21 protein-coding genes are annotated in these 23,092 nt (G+C 30.2%); 4 read left to right on the top strand and 17 right to left on the bottom strand.

Annotated features, from left to right (window positions below; all coding sequences use genetic code 11):
• Positions 1-26: 26 nt before the first annotated feature.
• From PTZ02_RS13390 to PTZ02_RS13440, 11 genes are all read right to left on the bottom strand, one after another.
• A complete protein-coding gene (locus tag PTZ02_RS13390) occupies positions 27-236 on the bottom strand; it encodes a heavy-metal-associated domain-containing protein (protein WP_202766676.1) in 210 nt (69 codons plus the stop codon).
• A gap of 30 nt (positions 237-266) precedes the next feature.
• Positions 267-1,526, bottom strand: a complete 1,260-nt coding sequence (locus PTZ02_RS13395) for an MFS transporter (protein ID WP_274228301.1) — start codon at positions 1,524-1,526, stop codon at positions 267-269.
• A gap of 105 nt (positions 1,527-1,631) precedes the next feature.
• Entirely contained in the window at positions 1,632-2,897 is a 1,266-nt protein-coding gene (locus PTZ02_RS13400; RefSeq protein ID WP_274228302.1) for a MerR family transcriptional regulator, read from the bottom strand.
• Positions 2,854-3,267 (bottom strand): hypothetical protein, encoded by a 414-nt coding sequence (locus tag PTZ02_RS13405; protein WP_274228303.1) that lies wholly within the window; start codon positions 3,265-3,267, stop codon positions 2,854-2,856. The genes PTZ02_RS13400 and PTZ02_RS13405 overlap by 44 nt, the downstream gene beginning before the upstream one ends.
• Positions 3,268-3,286: 19 nt before the next feature.
• Positions 3,287-4,501 carry a metallophosphoesterase gene (locus PTZ02_RS13410; protein ID WP_274228304.1) on the bottom strand — a complete coding sequence of 405 codons (1,215 nt, stop codon included), beginning with the start codon at positions 4,499-4,501 and terminating at the stop codon, positions 3,287-3,289.
• 162 nt (positions 4,502-4,663) lie between these two features.
• Complete coding sequence (locus PTZ02_RS13415; RefSeq protein WP_274228305.1) at positions 4,664-6,019, bottom strand: metallophosphoesterase; 1,356 nt, start codon at positions 6,017-6,019, stop codon at positions 4,664-4,666.
• A 125-nt stretch (positions 6,020-6,144) separates the two neighbouring features.
• A complete protein-coding gene (locus tag PTZ02_RS13420; RefSeq protein ID WP_274228306.1) occupies positions 6,145-7,986 on the bottom strand; it encodes an ABC transporter ATP-binding protein in 1,842 nt (613 codons plus the stop codon).
• A gap of 2 nt (positions 7,987-7,988) precedes the next feature.
• A complete protein-coding gene (locus tag PTZ02_RS13425) occupies positions 7,989-9,716 on the bottom strand; it encodes an ABC transporter ATP-binding protein (protein WP_274228307.1) in 1,728 nt (575 codons plus the stop codon).
• Positions 9,717-9,868: 152 nt separating this feature from the next.
• The gene (locus PTZ02_RS13430; protein ID WP_274228308.1) at positions 9,869-11,368 is read right to left on the bottom strand and encodes a sensor histidine kinase; all 1,500 of its coding nucleotides are present in this window, start codon (positions 11,366-11,368) and stop codon (positions 9,869-9,871) included.
• Entirely contained in the window at positions 11,361-12,041 is a 681-nt protein-coding gene (locus tag PTZ02_RS13435) for a response regulator transcription factor (RefSeq protein WP_274228309.1), read from the bottom strand. Before PTZ02_RS13435 ends, PTZ02_RS13430 begins: the two co-directional genes overlap by 8 nt.
• Before the next feature lie 116 nt (positions 12,042-12,157).
• Entirely contained in the window at positions 12,158-12,640 is a 483-nt protein-coding gene (locus PTZ02_RS13440; protein ID WP_274228310.1) for a DUF4342 domain-containing protein, read from the bottom strand.
• Between the two features lie 224 nt (positions 12,641-12,864).
• Between PTZ02_RS13440 and PTZ02_RS13445 the strand changes: the two genes are divergently transcribed.
• Complete coding sequence (locus PTZ02_RS13445; protein WP_274228311.1) at positions 12,865-13,788, top strand: hypothetical protein; 924 nt, start codon at positions 12,865-12,867, stop codon at positions 13,786-13,788.
• Positions 13,789-13,938: 150 nt separating this feature from the next.
• On the opposite strand, the gene PTZ02_RS13450 is transcribed toward PTZ02_RS13445, so the two are convergent.
• Positions 13,939-14,880, bottom strand: a complete 942-nt coding sequence (locus PTZ02_RS13450; protein WP_274228312.1) for a metallophosphoesterase family protein — start codon at positions 14,878-14,880, stop codon at positions 13,939-13,941.
• Between the two features lie 197 nt (positions 14,881-15,077).
• On the opposite strand from PTZ02_RS13450, the gene PTZ02_RS13455 reads away from it, so the two are divergent.
• The 3 genes from PTZ02_RS13455 (at position 15,078) to PTZ02_RS13465 (ending at position 18,231) form a co-directional block, all read left to right on the top strand.
• Positions 15,078-15,626 carry an ECF transporter S component gene (locus PTZ02_RS13455; protein ID WP_274228313.1) on the top strand — a complete coding sequence of 183 codons (549 nt, stop codon included), beginning with the start codon at positions 15,078-15,080 and terminating at the stop codon, positions 15,624-15,626.
• 10 nt (positions 15,627-15,636) lie between these two features.
• Complete coding sequence (locus tag PTZ02_RS13460; protein WP_274228314.1) at positions 15,637-16,770, top strand: pyridoxal-phosphate-dependent aminotransferase family protein; 1,134 nt, start codon at positions 15,637-15,639, stop codon at positions 16,768-16,770.
• 105 nt (positions 16,771-16,875) lie between these two features.
• A complete protein-coding gene (locus PTZ02_RS13465; RefSeq protein ID WP_274228315.1) occupies positions 16,876-18,231 on the top strand; it encodes an MATE family efflux transporter in 1,356 nt (451 codons plus the stop codon).
• Between the two features lie 42 nt (positions 18,232-18,273).
• Here PTZ02_RS13465 and PTZ02_RS13470 read toward each other — a convergent pair whose 3' ends face one another.
• From PTZ02_RS13470 to pgmB, 5 genes are all read right to left on the bottom strand, one after another.
• On the bottom strand, positions 18,274-19,215 hold the full coding sequence (locus tag PTZ02_RS13470; RefSeq protein WP_274228316.1) for an anti-sigma-I factor RsgI family protein: 942 nt from the start codon (positions 19,213-19,215) through the stop codon (positions 18,274-18,276).
• Between the two features lie 2 nt (positions 19,216-19,217).
• Complete coding sequence (gene sigI, locus PTZ02_RS13475) at positions 19,218-19,919, bottom strand: RNA polymerase sigma-I factor (RefSeq protein ID WP_274228317.1); 702 nt, start codon at positions 19,917-19,919, stop codon at positions 19,218-19,220.
• A gap of 87 nt (positions 19,920-20,006) precedes the next feature.
• Positions 20,007-21,242, bottom strand: a complete 1,236-nt coding sequence (locus PTZ02_RS13480) for an MFS transporter (protein ID WP_274228318.1) — start codon at positions 21,240-21,242, stop codon at positions 20,007-20,009.
• A 108-nt stretch (positions 21,243-21,350) separates the two neighbouring features.
• The gene (locus PTZ02_RS13485; RefSeq protein WP_274228319.1) at positions 21,351-22,307 is read right to left on the bottom strand and encodes an aromatic acid exporter family protein; all 957 of its coding nucleotides are present in this window, start codon (positions 22,305-22,307) and stop codon (positions 21,351-21,353) included.
• 121 nt (positions 22,308-22,428) lie between these two features.
• Positions 22,429-23,079 (bottom strand): beta-phosphoglucomutase, encoded by a 651-nt coding sequence (gene pgmB, locus PTZ02_RS13490; protein WP_274228320.1) that lies wholly within the window; start codon positions 23,077-23,079, stop codon positions 22,429-22,431.
• Positions 23,080-23,092 lie beyond the last annotated feature (13 nt).

Consider the following 23,092-nt stretch of genomic DNA (forward strand, 5'->3'; position numbering starts at 1 on the left):
AAAAGAGGCCGTATACGGCCTCTTTTTTAATTACTATCCAACTTATATCCAGTGTGTTCTATACACCTTTTAATCTCTTCACCTGTTGCAGGATTATTAAACTGCACCTCAACTGTTCCTCTTGCTAAATCTACTTCAACCTTATGAACTCCTTCTATTTTATCTAATGCATTATTTAATTTTGTTTTACTTTCTGAGCCTGCGAGTCCACTTACTTGATAATGAACATTATTCATCTCTAACCCTCCTTAATATTTATACATATATTATGGAGAGCTACTATGTTTTTTATCCATCATCAATATCTTAAAAAATAAACTAGCCGATGTAATTACAACTACTCCAATTATTATCCAACCTATTGAAATAGAATAATCTTTTGCCACAAATCCCATGCCTAAAGAACCTACAAGTCCGCCCGATTTCATAAATAGTGATTCTAACGATAAAAGAGTTGCTCTATTCTCGTTTTCTACATGATTATTAAATAGTGTATAATATGGTGATTCTGCCATTCCATTGATTGCATAAAGTAATAGATATACAATTACAAATGTTATTATATTTTTTTGAAAAGCTAGGATTATGAATGAAATTCCAAGTAATATCCTTATTAGAATCAATACCCTTAGTAAATTTCCTTTAAACAGTTTACAAATAGGAGAAATAATTATACTTCCAATAGCTCCAGCAAAAAAATATCCTGCATTTATAACTCCAAACACAATAATTTTAGTTTCTCCTCCTAATATATTCTTTACTTGTGGCTGCCAATAGACTTCTAGAGCTGAAAAACCTAATCCCCATACTACTGTTGATAGCATCATAAAAAAAATAGATTTATTTCTTACTACAATTTCAAGAGAACTTTTCAATGTTTTGGGTGATGATTTTAAGCTTTCTAGTATTTTAGCTTTTTTATTTTCATGAATTTCTTCAACTATTAATTTTTTTGTTAATATAATCTGAATAATTATAAGAAAAATTTCTACTATAAAATTAATTGAATAACTACTTAAGTGTAGTTTTGCATGAAGTATAGTTCCAATACTCATAGGAAGTATCCCCGCGAGCAATGAGCTCCCTCCTAAGGATATTAATGTGAATACATTAGATTTAGCCAAGGCACTTTGCAAGTCACCCTTAGGAAATTCATTGTTAAATTCATCCACAAACCACGCATCTATTGTACCTGAAGAAAGTGCTTGTGCTATACCCATAAATACAATCCCTATAGATACTTGAAACAACCCCACAGAAAATATATAAATTATTGCTGCAACACACATCATCATCATTGAAATAATATAAACATTCTTTCTGCCATAATTATCTGCAAGTGCTCCTGATGGCACTTCAAAGATTATGACTGTTGCTGATTGTATTGCTACAAGTAACCCTATTTGTAATAATGAGATTCCCTTATCCATAATGAATAGTGTTGATATTGGTAATATCATCCCTATTATGCACCAATGAATGCTTTTGTTTATAATTAATACATTAGTTATACTTAAATTCTTCATTTCATAACCTCCTGTTAAATTAATCTTACGCTCTTGTGTTAAGACCACTTCAACAGGCTATTTCAAAAATTCTTCTCCCTAAATAAAAAAAAGGTGGGGTTAACCCTACCTTTTACCGTAATAATTATAGGTATACACCTTTTCACCTTTTTTAAAATAGTTCTCAAACGGGCCCCCTTCTTCTACATAATCAGAAACCCTTTCTGTTTCTAACTTATAACCTAATTTATTTAAGTTCTTTTTAACCTCTTCAAGAATGAAATTAATTCTAAAGTTCTTGTCTACAAAGCTATCGGCAACAAAATTTTTAAATAAAATATAACTTCCTATAAGCCTACTTTGCTCTTTTACTTTATTATCTATTAACGCCAATAAAAATTCTCTATTTTCAAAACTAAAATTGCTTGTACCTGAAATATCCATAACTATATCTACAGACTTATTTTTAATGGGTATATCTAAGAAATCACAGCAAATAAATAGAATATTTCTTTCATAATTCAAATTCTCTAAGATTGACTTGAGAAATATATGAGAATTTATATTTCTGTCTACCGCTATATAAGTACAGGATTCAGGAAGTTCACTATATATACTTCTTAAAAAATATCCCCATCCTGTCCCCAGTTCTAGAATTACCTTATTTTTAGAATCATTAAAATCGAGCTCTCTATGCAGCCATTCATTAGTCTTATACAGATTATCTAGGTATTCTTCACTCGTTTCTAGGATATAATCCTTAATTGAATTTTTTTGAGTGATGTACTCTTTATTAACAAAGGTATTTTCATCCATTAAAATACCTTCGCTAATTATATACTTTTTACCACATTTACAACTTAAAGTTCCTTCTATTATCTTGTTATCAGTTATACTTCCTTGTGTTAAGATTAGTCCTTCGTTACAATGACTGCAATTAAGTAAACTTATTACTCTTATATCGACTCCAATTTTTCTCGGTTGTATATTTTCTGATAAGTTCATTATTTTTAATTTTTCTTCAAGCTTTTCTCTTATATCTGAAAGTTTTTCTATCTCAATAGAAATATCCCTGCACTTTTGTTTAAATATACCCCTATAATATTCCCTATCCTCATTTCTCGCCAAGCTAGCAAACTTTTTAAAAAAGAAAATTGTTTTAATTTCATTTAAACTAAAACCTAACTCCTTTAAATTTATTATTTCTTCTATGTCTAGTTGGCATCTTTCATCAAAATCATATTGTTTTCCATTTCTATTCGGTACTAGTAATCCTAGGGTAATATAATGTCTTATAGAATCTAAAGTTATATTATTTTTCTTAGAAAAGGCACCTATTTTCATAACTTCACTTCCTAGTTTTTCTACTCTTTTTCCTTGAGAATACTTCATTCCATAAATATTTCCCTATCTTAATAATTAAATAGATAATAAATAGGTACAAAAACCCCATGAGTCCAGCCACTATATCCTCAAACTCCATATTACCTCTTTTAGTTATCTTTTGACCAATTTCTATGGCAAATACTATTACTACTAGCACTGTAAATGTGTATATAAATGAAATAGCTGTAATGCTATACTTAGATAACTTTTTAAATGCAAGTTGAGTAATTCCAAAAATACATATCCCAAGTAATCCAATTATAATAAAGTGAAGTTGCTTATCATTAAGTCCTACCCCCATTTTATTAAATATCTTTTGAAGCAAATCATGCAAATTATTAACTACGTTCATTAAAAACTTTATTACTCCAGCCATTATAACACCCTACCCCTATCTATTCATTTAATTTAACTTTTATTCTTACTAACTCTGATCTACTTCCTATTCTTATAGGTGGCCCCCAAGTTCCAAAACCAGAGGACACTATTTCTGTGAAATTTCCTTTTTTAAGCATACCCCAGTCAATTTCAAAAAGCTTTCCAGTTATTAACTCTCCAGGTGCTAATTGTCCTCTATGGGTATGTCCAGAAACCTCTAAATCTACTCCTGCTTCAACTGATTCCTGTAGATTCTTAGGTTGATGATCCATTAAAAATATTGGTTTACCTCTATCTACACCTTCCATTATTTCTGATAAGTCTTTTCTCTTCATTCCAGAATAGCTCATTCCTGATATATCATTTCTTCCCACTACATAGAAGCTATCATCTACCTTATAGTATTCATCTTGAAGCACTTTAACTCCAGAGTCCTTTAAAAACCCTACTAACTTATCTGCATTTCCACTTATATATTCATGATTCCCTGTGACTGCAAAAACTCCATATTTTGATTTTATCTCTTTAATATATTGACTTATATTTTCATCAATATATGGTTGTATATCATCATTTATTATATCTCCAGCTAGTAGGACCATATCTGGATTTTCTTCATTTGTCATTTCAACTAACTTTTCCATTCTATCCCTATATCCAACACTTCCGATATGAATATCCGATGCCATAATTATCTTTAACTCTTTAATAGCTCCTGCATTTTTATTTATGTTTACTTCATAATCCTTTATAGCAGTATGACTAGCATTCCAAGTCCCATAAATCAAAATAAACATAATAAAAATGGTTATAACTATTCCTACAGTTGCCTTAAAGAAATCTGTCATTTGGAAAATACCTATTTTACCATTTAATATTCTTAAAATATCTATTACAGGTAAAATTATTAGTAAATACATCATTATAGCCATATAATACGAACCTATGTAATCTAGTCCTCCTATAACTGTTTTAGGAAGAATTTTAGGTAGTGCCATACTAAAAATATAGCTAAATGCAATAAACCAAAAGATTACCCATAAAATTTTAGTATTTATACTCTTATTTAAAAGTTGTACTAATTGAATTCCTCTTAATCCTATATAGTAATTTATAATAATATACAATGCTAACGCAAAAATAATTGCTGCTATTTTCATTAAACTTATTCCTCCCAAAATTCCTGTGCTTTTATATTCACTGGATACATTCCCCAACTTATTATTATCCATAATTCTAACCTCTTTCGAACATCTTAATATAAATATTTCTATTACTATCTACTATACTTCAATTGCCAATTGTTCTCAACAATCATTTCAATTAATGTTTTTCTTTATAATACAATAAAATACAGAAGCTTCCCTCCATTAAGAAAACTTCTGTATTATTAGCTATTTTTCAATATGCAAATGGGTATTATCTTCTTTCTTCCCATTTATTATGTTTAAGATATAATTACGTTGAAACATAGATATATCATTTTCCCAAAGTTTAAATCCTTCAGTATTTTTAATATCGTCTCCAATCTTATATTCAGTTCCTGCAAAATAATTAAGATTTACTATTCTCATTATATTGCTCATTGCTTTAATTTGTTCAACTGTATATTCTCCTGAACTAGCTAGATTTTCGTATGCTCTATCATATGCTTTATCCCCAAAATACTCTTCCGAATAAGCTTTAAAATTAATTAGGTTTTTATCTTTTAATCCATTTTCTTTCGCATAGGCTTCAACATCAACAGACTTAGTACTATAATCGTATCCCTTTTCCTTATCATAATTTATGATTCCGTACTGCTGAGGATATACTGCTAACGAACTAGTTGCTATATCATAAACCTTGGTATTGTTATCTTGAGCGGAGTTTATATTTTGAATATGTATATGCCCTGTCAAAACCAAATTTATTCCATCCTTTGTAAATTCATCAATAGCATCTTTACTATTATCTAAAGTATAATCTTTTTTCACCACTCCACTGTGATCCATTAAATTGTGATGCATAACTGTTATTAACTTTGCATTATGAGCTTTTGCTAAATCACTGCATTTTTTAATCCACTCAAAAGTTTCTTTAGTAATCTGTCCCCCTACTTCTGGAGATCCATTTTTAATGTTACTCATATATTTTGCTGTATCCAGCATAAGAAACCAAGTATCTTCTGTTGGTGCTACTAAATAGCTTAATGTCTTCTTATCCCTTGAAACAGCTTCATTATATCCAAAATCCTTATACAACATAGAGAAATCTTTATTGGTTATATAGTCGGTCTTATATTGATCTTCTCCCTTAAAACTTCTTGCATTAGGATTCAAAATATCATGATTTCCTGGAATTACATACACTGAAGTCCCAAGTTCCTCTATCTTATGTAACTTCTTAATCAATTCTTCATGACTCGCCTTTTCACCATTACTTGTTAAGTCCCCGCTTATTATAAGAAATTGAGGTTTACTTTTTTTAATATCATTTATAAAGGCATCCGTAATTTGTTCAATATAATCTGTTTGCTTCCCATCACCTAAAGTTACGAATCTTTGAAAAGCTTCTCCATGGTCATTTATACTATCAGGTAAATAGTGTATATCTGATGCTACAAATATAGATACTGGTTCTCCTCTTTTAATCTTAGGATCAACTTTCTTATCCCTATATGTATTTAAGTTATAAATATAATACCCACCAGCTAAAAAGATTATTAAAATTAGAGACAAAAATATCCAAGGCTTCTTCTTAATCTTCATATTATCCACTCACTTACTTATTAAAATGTTATGTTCTTAATATCTCATAATATTTAATAATTATAAAGAAATTTTTCAAAAAGGATGGATTTTTTTAATCATCCATCCTTTTATCTATAAATTCTCTATTCACTTATGTTTTTAAATTGGTTAAGGTACATACTAGAATATACCCCTTCCTTTTTAATAAGCTCATCGTGATTTCCTTTTTCAATAATATTCCCGTTATCTATAACCATAATAGTATTGGCATCCCTTATAGTGCTTAATCTGTGGGCAATTATAAAGCTCGTACGCCCTTTCATCATATTTAACATGGCTTCTTGTATTCTTCGTTCTGTTCTTGTATCAACACTGCTTGTTGCTTCATCCAATATTAAAATACTTGGTTTTGATAAAATAGCTCTAGCTATAGCTAAAAGCTGTCTCTGCCCTTGACTTAAGTTACCTCCGCTTTCCCAAAGTATAGTATCGTATCCACTAGGCAATCTTTTTATAAAAGCATCTGCATTTGCCATAATTGCTGCTGCTTCAACTTCTTCATCTGTGGCCTCTGGTTTTCCATACTTTATATTTTCCTTTATTGTGCCTGAAAAAAGATAAGTATCCTGAAGAACTACCCCAAAGGCTTTTCTTAGACTTTCTCTTGTATATTCTCTTATATCTCTTCCATCAATTAATATTCTGCCCTCGGTAACATCATAAAACCTAGTAAGCAAATTAACTATTGTTGTTTTACCTGCTCCTGTTGGTCCTACTAGAGCAGTGTCTGTGCCCTCCTTAGACTCAAAGCTAATGTTTTTCAGTATAGGCACATCGGATCTATAACCAAAAGATACATTTTCAAAGACTACATGCCCTTTTATATTTCCAAGAGAAATTACATTCTCTATATCCAATGGCTCCTCTTCTTCATCTAAAATATCAAAAACTCTTTCCGCTCCAGCTACTGCTGATTGTAATGTATTAAAAATATTTGCCAAGTCATTAAGAGGTCTAGTAAATTGTCTTGAGTAACTTAAAAAGCTTGCTATTACTCCTACTGTAATAAGATTTTTTACTGCTAAAGTTCCTCCAATACCTGCCACCACTGCAAATCCCACATTATTAATTACATTCATTAAAGGCATTAGAAAACCTGACCAAATTTGTGCCTTAAGGCCTACGCTACATAAACTTGAATTAAGTTCCTGAAATTCTTCAATAGCCTTATCTTCATGATTAAATGCCTTTACCACATCTATTCCTGAAATAGTCTCCTCAATATATCCATTTAATTTTCCCAACTGAACTTGCTGTTCTTTAAATAATACCTTAGTTTTCTTAGCTATTATCTTTGTAAGTAAATAAACTAAAGGAGCTGTTATTATGCTTGCAAGAGTTAATATTGGGCTTAGCACTAGCATCATGATTAAAGAACCAATAATAGTAATAGCTCCAGACATCAACTGAGTTGTTGATTGAGATATGGTACTACTTACATTTTCTATGTCATTAGTTAGCCTACTCATTACCTCACCATGGGGATGGGTATCAAAAAAACCTATAGGTAATTTCTGCAGCTTACTAAATAAAGTTTTTCTAAGACCTTTTACTATTCTTTGAGATATACCTGCCATTAACCATCCTTGCAGAAAATTTAGAGCTGCATCAATAAAATACGCTCCAAATAAGGCTATTATCATGTATGTTAATATTGAGAAATTTACTATATGCTTATTACTAGACATTGCATCAATAGCCTTTCCAATTATATATGGAACTAAAAGCGTAATTATTGCATCAATAATTATAAATACAAAGGTTATTAATAATAGATTTCTCTCTTTTCCAAAATAGTGCCAGAGCCTTTTCATAGTCCCCTTGAAATTCTTTGGTTTTACTACTGGTGCCATTCTATTTCCTTGGCCAGGGCCTCTTCTAGCTAACGATGGGGGAGTAACATTATTTGAATTATCTTCCTTCATGCTTATATTGCCTCCTTCCCAATTTGCGACTTAAATATCTCTTGATATGTTTCACATTCCTTCATAAGTTCCTTATGAGTTCCAATTCCTACAATTTCACCTTTATCTAACACAATTGTTCTATCTGTGTTCATTACGGAAGTAATTCTCTGAGCTATGATTATAGTAGTAAGTTTACTTGAGTATTTTCTTAATTCTTCTCTTATTTCAGCTTCTGTTGTAACATCTAGTGCACTTGTACAGTCATCTAAAATAAGTATTTCTGGGTCCCTTACTAATGCTCTAGCAATTGATATCCTTTGTTTCTGGCCACCTGAAAAATTCACTCCGCCTTGTCCTATCAAAGTCTCATATCCATCTGGAAGCTTTTCAATAAAGCTATGAATTTGGGCCATATCTGAAACTTTCTCTATGTGTTCCTTAGTTGCTTTCTCATTTCCCCATCTAATATTTTCTGATATTGTACCTGTAAACAGAACAGTTTTTTGAGGAACAATAGCTATTTTTTCTCTTAAGACCTTAGTATCTATCTCTTTTACATCTATATCATCAACTCTTATTTCACCACCAATTGCATCATAAAATCTTGGAATTAAATTCACAAGAGTACTTTTACCTGAACCTGTAGATCCAATTATCCCTAAAGTTTCTCCTTGCAAGCAACTAAAGGATATATTGTTAAGCACCTTTTCCTCATAAGACTCAGAATAACTAAAGCTTACATTTATAAAATCTATCTTGCCTTTAGAAGCAAATTCTTTTATTGGTTGTTTCTTTATAATCATTGTATTTTCTTTAGAAAATACTTCTTCTATACGCTCTGCTGAGGCTTTTGCTCTTACTAACATATTAAATACATTAGAAATTATCATAAGTGAAAATAAAATTTGGGTCATATAATTTACAAAAGCTATTATTTGGCCCACCTGCATTTGCCCTTGATTTACCTTTACTCCTCCTAGCCATATTACTGCAACTATTCCTAAATTTACAGTAAAGGTAATAGCAGGAGAAAATATAGCCATCCTCTTCATTGCTTTCGTAGATATTTCTGATAATTCTTCGTTTGAATTTCCAAATCTATTTTCTTCATAGCTGAATCTATTAAATGCCTTAACTACTCGTATTCCTGACAGATATTCTCTCATTATGCTATTTACCTTATCTAAAGCTTTTTGCACTCTCCTAAACAAAGGATATCCTATCTTCATGTTCATCGAAATAATAATAGCTACTACTGGAATTACTGCTAATAATATTAAAGCTAATCTGTAATTTAATCTTATAACCATGACTAAACTTCCTATGCACAATAAAGGAGCCTTTACAAAAATCCTCATAAGGCCATTAGCAAAAACTTGAATTTGATTTACATCGTTAGTTAATCTCGTAATCAGAGATGCTCTATCAAACTCATCTATGTTTTTGGAAGAAAAGCTTTGTATCTTTTTATATAAATCTAGTCTTAACTCTGCGCCAAAATTTTGAGAAACATTAGTTGCTATTATGTTTCTAGTTGATGCTGCTATAGCTCCTGCTAATGTCACTAAAAGCATTATGCCTCCAAGCTTTATTACATAATCCATATTCTTTTCAGCTACTCCAACATCTACTATTCTTGACATTATTGTAGGCTGCAGCAAATCACACATAGCCTCTAATGTAAGGAAAAGAACTGCAAGAAAAAATAATTTCCAATATCTTTTTATATACTTGTTTAAAAATCCCATATAAGCTTCACCGCCTCAAAAAAGTCATAGTGAGCATTAATTATACCCACTATGACTCTATCTATAATTCTAAAACTATTATACTCTTTTTTATTCTATATTTAATATTTATGCAAAAACTTCACGGATAATTTAAAATTTTTAATGTATTTTTATTCATCTTTATTTAAAGGCAAACTAATAATTATCTTAGTGCCCTTATCTAAAGCACTCTTAACAGATATTTGACCCTTATGACTTTTAACTATCCACTTTGCTATAGATAGTCCAAGACCAGTTCCTCCTGTTTCTCTAGTTCTAGATTCATCTGCCCTATAAAACCTATTAAATATTTTAGGTAAATCTTCTTCTGATATTCCTATTCCATTATCTTCAATTACTATTAAAACTTCTTTCTTTTCACAGTAAGAATTTAGCTTTATTGTTCCATCCATTGGAGTATATTTTATGCTATTATCAATGAATATTCTTAGCATTTGCTTAATTAATTTTCTATCACCATAAATTTCTACATTATCATTTCTTTCTAGAATTATATTATGATTGCTATCAATTAATTGAGTATCCTTTAATATTTCCTCCATTAAATTTCCCAATGTAAATATTTCAAAATTTATCTCTTGTGTATTTTTATCTCCTCTTGCTAAAAACAAAAGATTCTCAACTAGTTTTTTCATGTTTTCAGCTTCAGATTTAATTGCATCAATAGATTCTTGCAGAACCTTTTGATCCTCTTTACCCCACCTATCCAATAACTTTACATATCCTTGAATTACTGCTATTGGAGTTCTGAGCTCATGAGATGCATCTGATACAAATTGATTTTGAACTTCATAAGATTTTTGAATTCTATCTAACATATCATTTACAGTTATTGATAAATCCTTAAGTTCATTTTGTGTCCCACTTATATTGAGTCTTGTATCTAACTCATTTATTGTAATATTCTTAACTGTATTATTCATTTCATCAATTGGTCTTAATATCTTCTTAGTTCCTTTGGTAGCTTTACTTAAAGATATTAATATTAGTACAATCTCTACTAATATTAATATACTTAATATGGTCTTTAATTCATTTAGTTCACTAGTAAATCCATATTGAGCTACTACGTTGATATTTCCGCTCTCAGTAGTAATGCTTTTTTCATATACGTAGTTAATATTTAATAATGAATTTATTTTCTTGTTTAAAGTTTCCTTTGCTTTAAATGGATTTTCCCTATTTCTTAATGAATTCTCATCATCTATCTTAAAAATCATATTAGTCAATTCTTGAGCTTCGCTATTATTTGCGTAAATTAGGCTTTCATTTTCATCATAAAAATAATAATTAATCTTTTGAGTAAACCCAATACTTTCAATAATTCCTGTAGGCAGATCTTTCTGTTCTTTTTGTATTTGAGATATATAACTAACCGAATCAATTACCTTACTTTTATTTGTCTTATAAACTGCATAACCATAAATAATACTAATTGCAATATTTAAAAAAATCAGCATACCAATTAACCTTAAGGTATACATAGTATTTAATTTTAAAACTATAGACAAACGAATCTTAGTAATTATTCCTTCTGAAGTTTTCTTAATTTCTTTTTTCACATTTTCAGCATATTCTTTGCTTATATCGTTAAATTTATTATTATTCATCTTTCACAGAATACCCTACCCCTCTTACGGTATAGATTATTTTTTTGTTAAACTTATCATCCAATTTACTTCTTAAATATCTTATATAAACATCTACTACATTAGTATCTCCATAGTAATCGTAGCCCCAAACTTCTTCAACTATTTTTTCTCTAGATAATACTTTATTTTTATTTTCTAGAAGATATTTTAATAGATCAAATTCTCTTTTGGTTACTTCTATTGCTTCTTGGTCATAGTTTACAGTGTATTTTTCCAAGTCAACCTTAAGCTTTCCTACCGTTAATATATTATCCTCAATTCTACTTACACTTTTTCTCTTTAAAGCCACCCTTATTCTTGCTAATAATTCTTCAATCTCAAAAGGTTTTGTTACATAATCATCTGCTCCTAGATCAAGACCTGTTACCTTATCAATAGTTTCATCCTTGGCGGTTAACATAATAACAGGAATTTCTGATATTGCTCTTACCCGTCTTAAAACTTCAATTCCACTCATTGTAGGTAACATAATGTCTAATAAAATCAAATCAAAATTGCCATTCTTAAATGTTTCAAAACCCATTCTTCCATCATGCGCCTTTTCTACTTCATATCCTTCATAATTAAGTTCTAACTCAACAAATCTAGCTATTTTAACTTCATCCTCAATAATCAATATTTTTCCCTTCATTATTTCAACCCCTCAAGTATATTAATTAAATTATAACCTATCATAAAAATAAAAGAGGGATATTTTTAAAGAATTCTTATATCTAATTCAAATCCTTAAAAACATCCCATTGATTATTATTTAGCAAATTCACTTTTAATGTTTTCTGCAGCTGTACTAGCCTTATTCATTGTATCATTTGCTCTAGTTTTCTCTATATCGTCTCCAATAAATTTAATTTTGTGACCTGTAAATAGCGCTAATAATAGTAATGGTATTGAGATATATGGTGCTAATACAACTACTAAAACTATTACTGTTAGTGAAAGTCTTAGTATTACATTATCATTTTTCACAATTACTAAGTGGTTTGAATTTCCTTTTCTAAAAACATTCTTTGACCAAGAAATCGCTTTGCATACTGCCTTTGTAAAACCATCTTGTTCTTCTTTTTGCTCTTCTTTAAACTCTTGCTTTTTTGAATTAACCTTATTATTTCTCTCAAGATATATTATAGCTTCTAAAATATCTCCTTGGGAATTTTCTAATGCTTCTTTAGCATCTTCGTAAGTTACATCTACTCTAGCTCTTAATTCATCGATCATCTCTATTGTTATCATAATAATCCCTCCAAAATTTATATGTTTTTCTTAAATCATTCATTTACTCTACACTTTTATTATAGATTTCATTAATTATAGAATGATTAATGAATTATTAGAATTTGATTAGAAAATTAATTTTATCGTAATTTTTAATTTATTTAGTTTAATGCTAAGATATTGTAATATAATATATATGATATTATGAAATCATTATTTATTAATTTTAGAGGTGCAGGATTATGACAAAAACAATTAATGAATCCCTTCATGAAATGAGAGGGAAATTACTTTATTATTCAAAGTTACTAGAAAAGTTATCTAAAATCGAGAAAGAAATAATAAGAACTAAGCATCAACTTATGGCATTAAGCGATATTTGGGATAACGAAGAATCAGATGTTAAAGAATTAAACTCTTTCTCCTTAACTACTCTTTTTTTGAAGCTATCGGGTAAGTATGATAAAAAGATTTCTGAGGAAAATAGAGAACTTCTTGAAGCAAAAGCAAACTTTGAAAAGTGTAATAATTATCTAATGACACTTTTAGAAGAAAAAAAACAATTATCAGAAGAAGCCTCTAGCTACTATGCCTTAGAACAAGATTATAATAAATTATTAAGTGAAAAAGAGGCATCTCTTTATGCTTCAGACAACCCAAGTAAAGAAAAATTAGTTGAGATTTCTAGTGAAATTAACAAGCTTAACCTTGAACTTAAAGAAATTAATGAAGCTATTGATCAAGGTTCAGAGTTATATTCAGTATTAAGAAGTTTAACTTCAGAATTAGAAGATGCTGAAAGCGTATTAAGAGAAACCAATCTTAATAAAGTTACAAGCCAACTTAAAATAGAAAACATTTCAGATTACATAAATCAAGTAAAATTACAACTAAGTAAATACAAGGTAGAATTAAGTGATTTAGATGATACACTTCAATCTACTATAAATCTAAATGAATTAGATTCTTTATGCGATAGTCTTTTTGACAACTTCTTTGCGGATCTTATGGTTGAAGCACCTATAAAAGATGCTCTGCAAGATGTTAAAGCTTTAAGATCTGCTATTGAAAGAATTCAGTCTGCCTTGAGAGATGATAAAAAATCTTTACTTGAAAACATATCTAAACTCAAAGCAGAGAAAGATAAGATTTTAGAAGAATCTTAAATAAAAAAGATGGAATAAGATTATAGACTTATTCCATCTTTTTATATTATTTATAGGGTTTTAAGTTCAACTATTAACTTATTCATGCCTGAAAATGTCCAGAAGCCGACATTTTCAAACAAGTATAAGTTAAGTTTCCTATAAAAAACCCTATATATCCTTTGAAAATAACCATTTCTTATCATTGAAACTTCTACCTTTTATTGTTACCTTGCCATTGTTTACTTCCACGTATAGCCCTTGATTATAGTTTACATTCTGTCTGTTACCCGAACTATCCATTACTATGGTATAGGCAACAGCTCCTGTGTGAACTGTTGTAAAAGGAAGATCAGTCTTTATTCCTTTCTCATCTAACGGTGCATGAGTATGGGAGGTAAATAATATCACTTCAGGATATTTTGATAGTATATCCTTAACTTGCTGCCCTTGTTCCACTCCTGTAAACCCTTTTCCATTATTATTTAATGGTTGATGTAAAAATACAAAAATAGGCTTACCCTTTACGTATTTTTCTGATAGCTTTTCTTCTAGCCATTTCAATTGCTTATCAGATAAAAATGCCTTCATCGATCCAAGTTCTTTAGTATTTCCAGATTCGGAGCCAAGAGATATAAAGTGATAATCTTTAATCCATTTATCGTGATACACAAATTCCTCTCCCGAAAAGTCTAGATATCTCTTTTTGAATACTTCAACTTGTTCTGGAGAATTTTGCTCTATATTATAATCAAAAAATTCATGATTTCCTATATTACTTATAATTATCTTAGGCAAAATTGAGCTTTTTTTATCTAATGCTTTTTTTACAGATTCATATTGACTTGGAATTCCTTGACCCACCATATCTCCATTCATTATTAAAGCATCCATTTTTGGATTTATTTCATGAAAATCTTCAGCTAATTTATTAAAACTATCTATATTTTCATGCAAATCCCCAATCACTCCAAATGAAAGTTCTGAATTTGTAGATACCTCTTTAGCTGATGATACCTCTCTATCCATTGCAAGTTTTTCTTTATAACTAAAAAAGGCAATTGCCGCAATAAACATGATTATAACATCAAGTAATATTAATACTTTCTTCAAAATCCTCAACCCTTACAAATTAAATTTTTTCTATATTTTTCCCTTAAATTATCTTTGCATCTTTATTATATTTTTATTCATACAAAATATCAATTAATACCTATTATTAATATATAAACAATTGTATCCATACATTTTGCATTTTCTTTAAATTGTTTTAAGATAATAACATTAATAATATTAAGGGGGCAATCATCATGACAACAAACACATCAAACAAATCAAAAACTAGCGATATCGCACTTTATGGATTATTTATTGCATTAATCTATGTAGCTACAAGATTCATAAATATTCCTGGACCTACTCCTGGGGGACTATTTCATTTAGGAAATGTTATGGCTTTTACTATTGCAATAGTATTTGGTAAAAAGGCAGGAGCAATATCTGCTGCTTTCGGAATGGCTCTATTTGATATAACAAGTTCATTTTTCCCTTGGGCACCCTTTACTTTTATAATAAGGTTTGCTATGGGATATACTATAGGTTATCTAGCTGACAAAGGCAGTAATGGAAAGGCTCCAAAATCATTCTTTTTTAACCTTTTTGGAATAATTTTAGCTACTATAATAATGATAGTTGGATACTATATAGCTGAAGTCATTCTTTACGGAAATATATATGCACCTATACAATCAATTTGGGGTAATTTTATGCAATGTGTAGTAGGTACAATTTTAGGTCTTCCTCTTGCAACTGCAGTTAAATCTGCTTTTATAAAAAGAAAATTATTAACTAGAGCTTAAGGAGATATAAATGGATAAATTAATTATGACTCCAGGTCCAACTTATATAAGAGAAAATGTAAGAATGGCATTAAGTCAAGAAATTACTAACCCTGACTTGGATCTAGACTTTTATGAATTTTATAAAGAAACTTGTAGTAAGCTTCAAACTCTTTTAAAAACTAAAAACAATGTCCTTATTTTATCTGGCGAAGGAATACTAGGTTTAGAAGCTGCTTGTGCCTCTCTAGTTGAACAGGGCGATAAGGTATTGTGTATTGAAAATGGAATATATGGAGAGGGGTTTGGAGACTTCTGCAAAATATACGGTGGTGAAGTTACTTATTTTCATGATGATAGAAGAAAAGGCTTAGATTATAATAAGCTTGAAGCTTTTCTACAAGAAAATCATGATTTTAAGATTGCAACTTTGGTTCACTGCGAAACTCCTTCTGGGATAACTAATCCAATCTCTGACATATGTAAGTTGCTTAATAAGTATGGAATTCTCTCTATAGTTGATGCTGTTTCTAGTATTGCTGGAGAAGAAGTAAATGTAGATGAATGGAAGATCGACGTGGTTATTGGAGGTTCACAGAAATGTCTTTCTGCACCTCCAGGTTTAACCTTCCTATCTATAAGTAAAAGAGCACAAGATGCTATGAATAACAGAAAAACTCCTGTACAAGGTTTCTACACCAACTTATCTATATGGAAGAATTGGTATGAAGAAAAATGGTTCCCTTATACTCAACCTATTAGTGATATTTATGCACTAAATCAAGCAATAGATAACGTGCTTAATGATAAAAACATTATTAAAAGGCATACGCTATTTGCTAACGCTGTTAGGGGTGCACTTATAAACTCTGGATTAGAGCTTTTCCCTATTGACTATTATTCAAATACTGTAACTACAGTTCTTGTTCCTTCTGGAATTAAATATAAAGATATATTTGATAAATTAATCAAGGAACATAATATAATAATTGCAGGTGGCTTTGACTTTTTGCAAGATAAGATTTTTAGAATTGGTCACATGGGTGAAAATTGCTATGAAGATAAATTATATCTTACACTAAAGGCACTTAACACAGTGTTAAAAGATTTAAACTTCAACTTAAAAGAAGAGCTTCATCAAGAATTTGTAAAGCTACTTCCATAATTTCATAAAATTGACTTCTCCAAAAAACTTATTATACAATGAGTATAATAAGTTTTTTATTTTAGTAAAGATTTATAAAAGTTGCTTTTTACTTGGAGGATTAATATGACATCTACTCCCTTATCCACTAAAAAATTAACTGTATTTAAATTAACTTGGCCAATATTTATAGAAACCCTGCTTTTTATGCTTCTAGGTAGTGTAGATACTCTTATGTTAAGCAGATATTCAGATAATGCAGTTGCTGCTGTTGGTGTTTCAAATCAGCTTATTACCATGATGAATATAATGTTCGGAATTCTATCTACTGGAACCTCTGTACTTATTGCACAAAACCTAGGTGCTGGGAACAAGAAAATGGCATCTAAAGTTGCAACAGTATCATTAATTATTAACTGTATTTTTGGACTTTTCCTAAGCTTAATAATGTTCTTAGCTGCTCATGGAATTCTTAGTACAATGGGAATAAGGCCAGAACTTATGAGTTTTGCAGCAGAATATCTTAAGATTGTCGGAGGATGTTTATTCCTACAATCAGTTATGATGACATGTACTGCAATTGTTAGAAGCCATGGTTTAACTAAAATATCTATGCTTGTTACCTTAGGAATAAACATTGTTCACGTTATTCTTGATTATATCTTTATATTTGGACCTTTGAACTTACCTGTGTTAGGAGTACGCGGAGTTGCTATTTCTACTAACATTAGTAAATTATTAGGGCTTATAATAATGCTTTATGTTGTATTTAAAAATGTTGGGCATGGCATAAGCATTAAAAATATAACCCCTTTTCCTAAAAATATTGTAAGAGACCTCTTAAAGATAGGCATACCTACTGCAGGAGAGCACTTTTCATATAATTTATCTCAACTTGTGATTACATATTTCATAAATTTCCTTGGAAATGAAGCCCTCACAACAAAGGCTTATGTTCAAAATATAGTTATGTTTGCATATCTCTTTTCAGTAGCTATAGGAGAAGGAACCGAAATATTAGTGGGTCATTTGGTTGGTGCAGATGAAACTGAGAAAGCGTATAAAACTTGCCTTAAAAGTTTACGTTTAGCTCTTATAATATCTTTTAGCATTGGAACTCTATTCGCCTTGCTTAGGACCCCAGTATTGTCAATATTTACAGACAATCCTTCCATCCTCATTGTCGGTGGAACGGTTCTTATTATAGACGCAATTTTAGAACCTGGACGATCATTTAATGTTGTTGTAATTAATTCATTAAGAGCAGCTGGCGATGTTAAGTTTCCAGTTTACATGGGTATTTTATCCATGTGGGGTGTCAGTGTAACTCTTTCCTATATTTTCGGAATAAAGATGGGGTTTGGGCTCGCTGGAATGTGGGTGGCTTTTGCCTGTGATGAGTGGTTCAGAGGTATACTTATGCTATGGAGATGGAGAACTAAAAAGTGGCAATCAATGGCCTTTGTTAAAAAGCCAGCCTAAAATATAAAAAGACTGAAAAACATAAGTTTTTCAGTCTTTTTATTACTTTTTATCTTTATTATTAGCTCCTTCTTTTCCTTCACTTGGCGCTTTCTTTGTTTCTCCTTGGCTGCTATTATCGTCTTTTCCACTTTTCGTATCTATATTACTATTTTGAGTCTTTTCATCTTTGCTTTGGGCTTTATCTTTATTTTCTTTTTGCGTTGCATTATTTTTATCACTATTTACTTCTCCAGAATCTGTTTTTCCCTTTTTAACTTCAGCCTTATCATCCTTCTTAGCCTCATTTATTGCTTTCATAATTTCTTTTACAGGTTTATTAGCATATTCTTCTGCACTAACCCCTTGTTCTTCTGATTGAAGCTTTTCAATCAGTAGCATCTTTCCTGGAGATATTCCTAAACTTTCTGCCTCTTGATGTCTTTCTAGGTTTAAGTTCTGTACTACTACTTCAGTTTTTCCTAGATCAGCGTCATTTAACTCTTGTTTAAGCTCAACTTCTAATTCTTTTACTTTATCTTCTCTGTTTCTACTGTTAGAAGACAATGTTATTGCAACTGCATTATCTTCCCCTACCTTCAAGTATCCATTATCCTTTGCTGCCTTTATCAGTTCTCCAAGTGCTTCCTCTTCTTTTTCTCCTTTAAGCTTTAACCCACTATAAATTTTCTTTCCATCTTCATTTAATGGATTAACGTCAACTATTCTTCCAAACATATTGGACTTTAATTCTACACTTGGGTTAATATCTAAAGATATATAAGAGCTTGGTTTTGCATAAGCATATCCAAATGATACAAAAAGCATTACCATCGCGAGACTTGCCACCTTATATACTAGACTCCTATTAAATTTAAATACTGAGTTACTAATATATTCTTGCCCTATAACTAAATTATCTATATTTTTAACTTTATGAAATTTTCCTTTTGCATCAAGTATTATTCCATATCCATCATGTTTCTCTAATACTATTCCTTTCATCCTTATACCTCCAAATTTATGTAGTCTCTTAAATATTGATAATCTCCAATAATAACTACTAACACTGCTATTATATATCTACGAGATCTTTCTATTTTTTTTCGGGGTAGGGATGTTAATTTTTCTAGCTCTTTAATATTCAAAGTCTTTTTATCAATTAAATTTTTCATAACTTCATTACTTTTTAGTGATGCGTTTATTATCTGATTATATATTTTTTTAGTTGTACCCCATTTAGGAGATGCTTTTACCAAGTCTTCGAATGTTATTCCATATTGTTTTAAATCTATTGATAATTGATCAATCTCAAGCTTTCTAAGATAGCTTATCCCTTCTGATTGATATACCTCCATTGCATTTTTATCAAGAATGCTATAACTTTCGGATTCTTCATTTTCAAAATTACCTTCTGTCAAAATATTTTTTTGCTTGCTTTCCTTACGCAAATAATCTATTAACCTATACTTTATTATGTTTTGAGCAAAAGATAAAAAGCCACCCTTTTCAAAATTGTAGGTATTTATTGCCTCATTAAAAGCTAATAATGCTATGCTATATTCCTCATCGTTATTATAATCAATATAATTATTAAGAAACTTACTTGCAGAGGAAACTATAAATGGTTTAAATTCTTCAATAAAAATATCTATTTCTTTATTATTATTTTTTATAGATTCAACTCTTTTATCTATACTTCTAATCAAGTTAATCTCCTCCTGTAAAACTTAATAAATGCGCTCATTAATTTTTGAAAACAATTCATAATATATATTCGCACATTAGTCATGCTTTTATGAGGTAGTATCAACTTTTTTTGTTTTAAATATTATTCTAATTATTATTACTAATATTAATACAGCTCCTCCACTCACTAAAAAACCAGCTGAAGCACCTATATTATCGCATATCCATCCAGTAAGAAGACTCCCTATTGGTGTTGCTCCTGCAAAAACTAGAGAGTATATACTCATTACTCTTCCCCTATATTCATCCTTAGAATTAAGTTGTAATAAAGAGTTTGAAGTTGTAGAAAATGCTATATTAAAAAATCCAGTTACAATTAATAATAAGCTTGTAAACATTAGACTCTTATTCAACCCATTTAATATAAGCATAGTTGATATGACGATAGAACTTATAAATGCTACCTTCATTTTTGGGCCTCTCTTACTCCTTATAGAAACATTTAACGCTCCTATTAAAGAACCTGCTCCTAAAAATGACATTAATAACCCATAGGTCTTTTCATTACCATCTAAAACTAGTTTTGTAAAAGAAGGAACAAGAACATTGTAATTAAATGCGAATATACCTATTATACATACCATCAGTAGGGTCTCTAAAAGCATCATGTCATTCTTCACATAGAATAATCCATCCTTTATTTCGTTTATTATATTGCTTTTAACTCTTTGTTTATTATTTTTTCCATCTACATCAATATTGTAAAGTCCATACAACACTGCTAGATAGCTTACTCCATTGAAGAAGAAACACCACGCTGCTCCAAAGTAAGCCATAACCACTGCTCCTATGCTTGGTCCTAATATTCTTGCTAGATTAAAGATAGATGAGTTTAATGCAATAGCATTCATCAAATCTTCTTTCCCTGCAATCTCTACAGTGAATGCCTGCCTTGTTGGCATATCAATACAATTTATACATCCAAGTAAGAATGCAACTATTAATATATATTCATATTTAACAGTGTCACTAAACACCAGTGCAGATAGTATAAATGCTAATATCATTGATGCGGCTTGAGTAAAAAGCAATAATTTTTTCTTGGGAAACCTATCCACTATAACTCCTGCAAACAAAGAAAATATTGTTACAGGAATGAACTGAACTGTTGTAAGAACCCCTAATAAAAATGGAGAGTTAGTTAGGGATAAAACAAGCCAACTTTGACCTATATTTTGCATCCATGTTCCAATTAATGAAGCACATTGCCCCATCCAAAAGTATCTAAAATTTTTATGCATTAATGCATGAAAATTTCCTTCTATAAGTTTCTTTACCCTCAAAATACCACCTTCTCTTTATGTAAAAGTCCCCTCTTATTAGTTATAGGGTTTTAAGTTCAACTATTAACTTATTTATGTAAGTATAAATTAAGTTTCCTATCAAAAACCCTATAAGTCGCGTTTAAAATCCCTTTTTATTTCTAACATATATTCAAAATCATTTAAATACTGAAAAAGCATAGCTCTGTTTTCAAATTCTTCTCTACTTTTAGGTAATTCCTGCTTACTACATATCTCAAAGACTTCTTTTAAATCAAGTAGCAATTCTTCTGCAGTATTATACTCGTGCAAGGCAAAAGCAACTCTTTCCGTAAATGATGCTACCAATTCAGTTTGATCGTAGGCAATATAAAACTTCGTAAAATGTCCTCTCATATATTTTAACACCTGTAATTGCACTGTTCTCATTTGCATATACTTAACGTAATATTTGGCTTCATATAAAATATTGTTGTTTAAATTTATATATGCTCTTTCTGTAGCTTCTTTAAGCTTATCTTCTAACTTACTGAATAGTTCTTCCTCGCTAATACTTACAGATTGATTTCTTAAACTCTCTGCCATACTTAATAGTATCTTTTTCATAAACCCTTCAATCTCTTCTTGATCTGATTTAATTTTATCTTCTACTCTAGGCATATATGTATTTAATAAAATTGCTATTCCCGCTCCTATTGCCATTAAAAGCAGCTCATTCTTTATCCAAAATAATGATATTGAATTTTCTACTAGCAAATGTGTTACTAATACCGAACTAACCACAATCCCATCCTGCATTTTAAACCTAACTGCAACAGGAATAAAAATAAGTAAAAATAGTCCGAAAGCTACGGGATTGTATCCAACTATAGAAAATAATATCGCTGAAATTATTAGCGCCAATAAGGTAGATCCTAACCTTTGAAAGGCTAAAGTTATTGAATGTTTTTTAGTATTTTGAACACTTAGTACTGTTATTACCCCAGCAGACACTGCATATCTTAGTCCTAAGACTTCTGAAATTACTATAGCTATTGTGGCACCTATTGCTGTTTTTAGTGTTCTTAGTCCAATAAACTTTTTCATAAAACCACCTACCTTTAAGTATATTCACTTTATATCTTACACCAATTTGCTAAAATAAAAAAATAAGAGCACCCAGTATTTTCATTATATTTCTAGGTGACTCTTTTATATTTATTTTATTCTACAGTTTACTTAGTATATCAGTTGATATTCCTTCAAAGCCTTTTATAACTATATCTGCTTCAGAAAGATTCTCTTCACTTCCTACCCCTATAACCTTCATTCCTCCATTATGTGCTGCTCTAACACCTGCTAATGCATCCTCAAATACTACGCACTCTTCTGCACTTAATTCCATCTCTCTAACAGCTGCTAAAAATACTTCCGGATCTGGTTTGGCCTTACTTATTTTATTGCCATCTATTATACAATCAAAGTAATCCTTCAATGCAAGTTTGTCCAATATAAATCTTGAATTCTTTGAGGCTGAACCTAATGAAATTTTTATCCCTTCATTTCTTAATTCCTGAAGAAATTCTTTAACCCCTGGAAGTATTTCTTCTTCCTTTAATTTGTCTATACACTCAACATACTTCTTATTTTTCTTATCTGCTAGTAACTCTTTTTCTTCTAGTGTCATTTTTTTATTTCCTAATGATAGTATTATATTAAGTGACTCCATTCTTGAGACGCCCTTTAATCGCTCATTATCCTTTTCATTGAATGCAATTCCTAACTCTTTAGCTAAGGAGCTCCATGCTAAATAGTGATATTTCGCTGTGTCGACAATCACTCCATCCAAATCAAAAATGCAACCTTTTATCTTATTCATAAATCTCACTCCA

Origin of the sequence: Clostridium sp. 'White wine YQ', from assembly GCF_028728205.1 — a bacterium.
GTDB lineage: Bacteria > Bacillota > Clostridia > Clostridiales > Clostridiaceae > Clostridium_T.

What these genes read in the sequence shown, in the direction of transcription:
- PTZ02_RS13390 (WP_202766676.1), bottom strand. Translation starts at nt 236, where the DNA reads ATGAATAATGTTCATTATCAAGTAAGTGGACTCGCAGGCTCAGAAAGT.
- PTZ02_RS13395 (WP_274228301.1), bottom strand. Translation starts at nt 1,526, where the DNA reads ATGAAGAATTTAAGTATAACTAATGTATTAATTATAAACAAAAGCATT.
- PTZ02_RS13400 (WP_274228302.1), bottom strand. Translation starts at nt 2,897, where the DNA reads ATGAAGTATTCTCAAGGAAAAAGAGTAGAAAAACTAGGAAGTGAAGTT.
- PTZ02_RS13405 (WP_274228303.1), bottom strand. Translation starts at nt 3,267, where the DNA reads ATGGCTGGAGTAATAAAGTTTTTAATGAACGTAGTTAATAATTTGCAT.
- PTZ02_RS13410 (WP_274228304.1), bottom strand. Translation starts at nt 4,501, where the DNA reads ATGGATAATAATAAGTTGGGGAATGTATCCAGTGAATATAAAAGCACA.
- PTZ02_RS13415 (WP_274228305.1), bottom strand. Translation starts at nt 6,019, where the DNA reads ATGAAGATTAAGAAGAAGCCTTGGATATTTTTGTCTCTAATTTTAATA.
- PTZ02_RS13420 (WP_274228306.1), bottom strand. Translation starts at nt 7,986, where the DNA reads ATGAAGGAAGATAATTCAAATAATGTTACTCCCCCATCGTTAGCTAGA.
- PTZ02_RS13425 (WP_274228307.1), bottom strand. Translation starts at nt 9,716, where the DNA reads ATGGGATTTTTAAACAAGTATATAAAAAGATATTGGAAATTATTTTTT.
- PTZ02_RS13430 (WP_274228308.1), bottom strand. Translation starts at nt 11,368, where the DNA reads ATGAATAATAATAAATTTAACGATATAAGCAAAGAATATGCTGAAAAT.
- PTZ02_RS13435 (WP_274228309.1), bottom strand. Translation starts at nt 12,041, where the DNA reads ATGAAGGGAAAAATATTGATTATTGAGGATGAAGTTAAAATAGCTAGA.
- PTZ02_RS13440 (WP_274228310.1), bottom strand. Translation starts at nt 12,640, where the DNA reads ATGATAACAATAGAGATGATCGATGAATTAAGAGCTAGAGTAGATGTA.
- PTZ02_RS13445 (WP_274228311.1), top strand. Translation starts at nt 12,865, where the DNA reads ATGACAAAAACAATTAATGAATCCCTTCATGAAATGAGAGGGAAATTA.
- PTZ02_RS13455 (WP_274228313.1), top strand. Translation starts at nt 15,078, where the DNA reads ATGACAACAAACACATCAAACAAATCAAAAACTAGCGATATCGCACTT.
- PTZ02_RS13460 (WP_274228314.1), top strand. Translation starts at nt 15,637, where the DNA reads ATGGATAAATTAATTATGACTCCAGGTCCAACTTATATAAGAGAAAAT.
- PTZ02_RS13465 (WP_274228315.1), top strand. Translation starts at nt 16,876, where the DNA reads ATGACATCTACTCCCTTATCCACTAAAAAATTAACTGTATTTAAATTA.
- PTZ02_RS13470 (WP_274228316.1), bottom strand. Translation starts at nt 19,215, where the DNA reads ATGAAAGGAATAGTATTAGAGAAACATGATGGATATGGAATAATACTT.
- PTZ02_RS13485 (WP_274228319.1), bottom strand. Translation starts at nt 22,307, where the DNA reads ATGAAAAAGTTTATTGGACTAAGAACACTAAAAACAGCAATAGGTGCC.
- pgmB (WP_274228320.1), bottom strand. Translation starts at nt 23,079, where the DNA reads ATGAATAAGATAAAAGGTTGCATTTTTGATTTGGATGGAGTGATTGTC.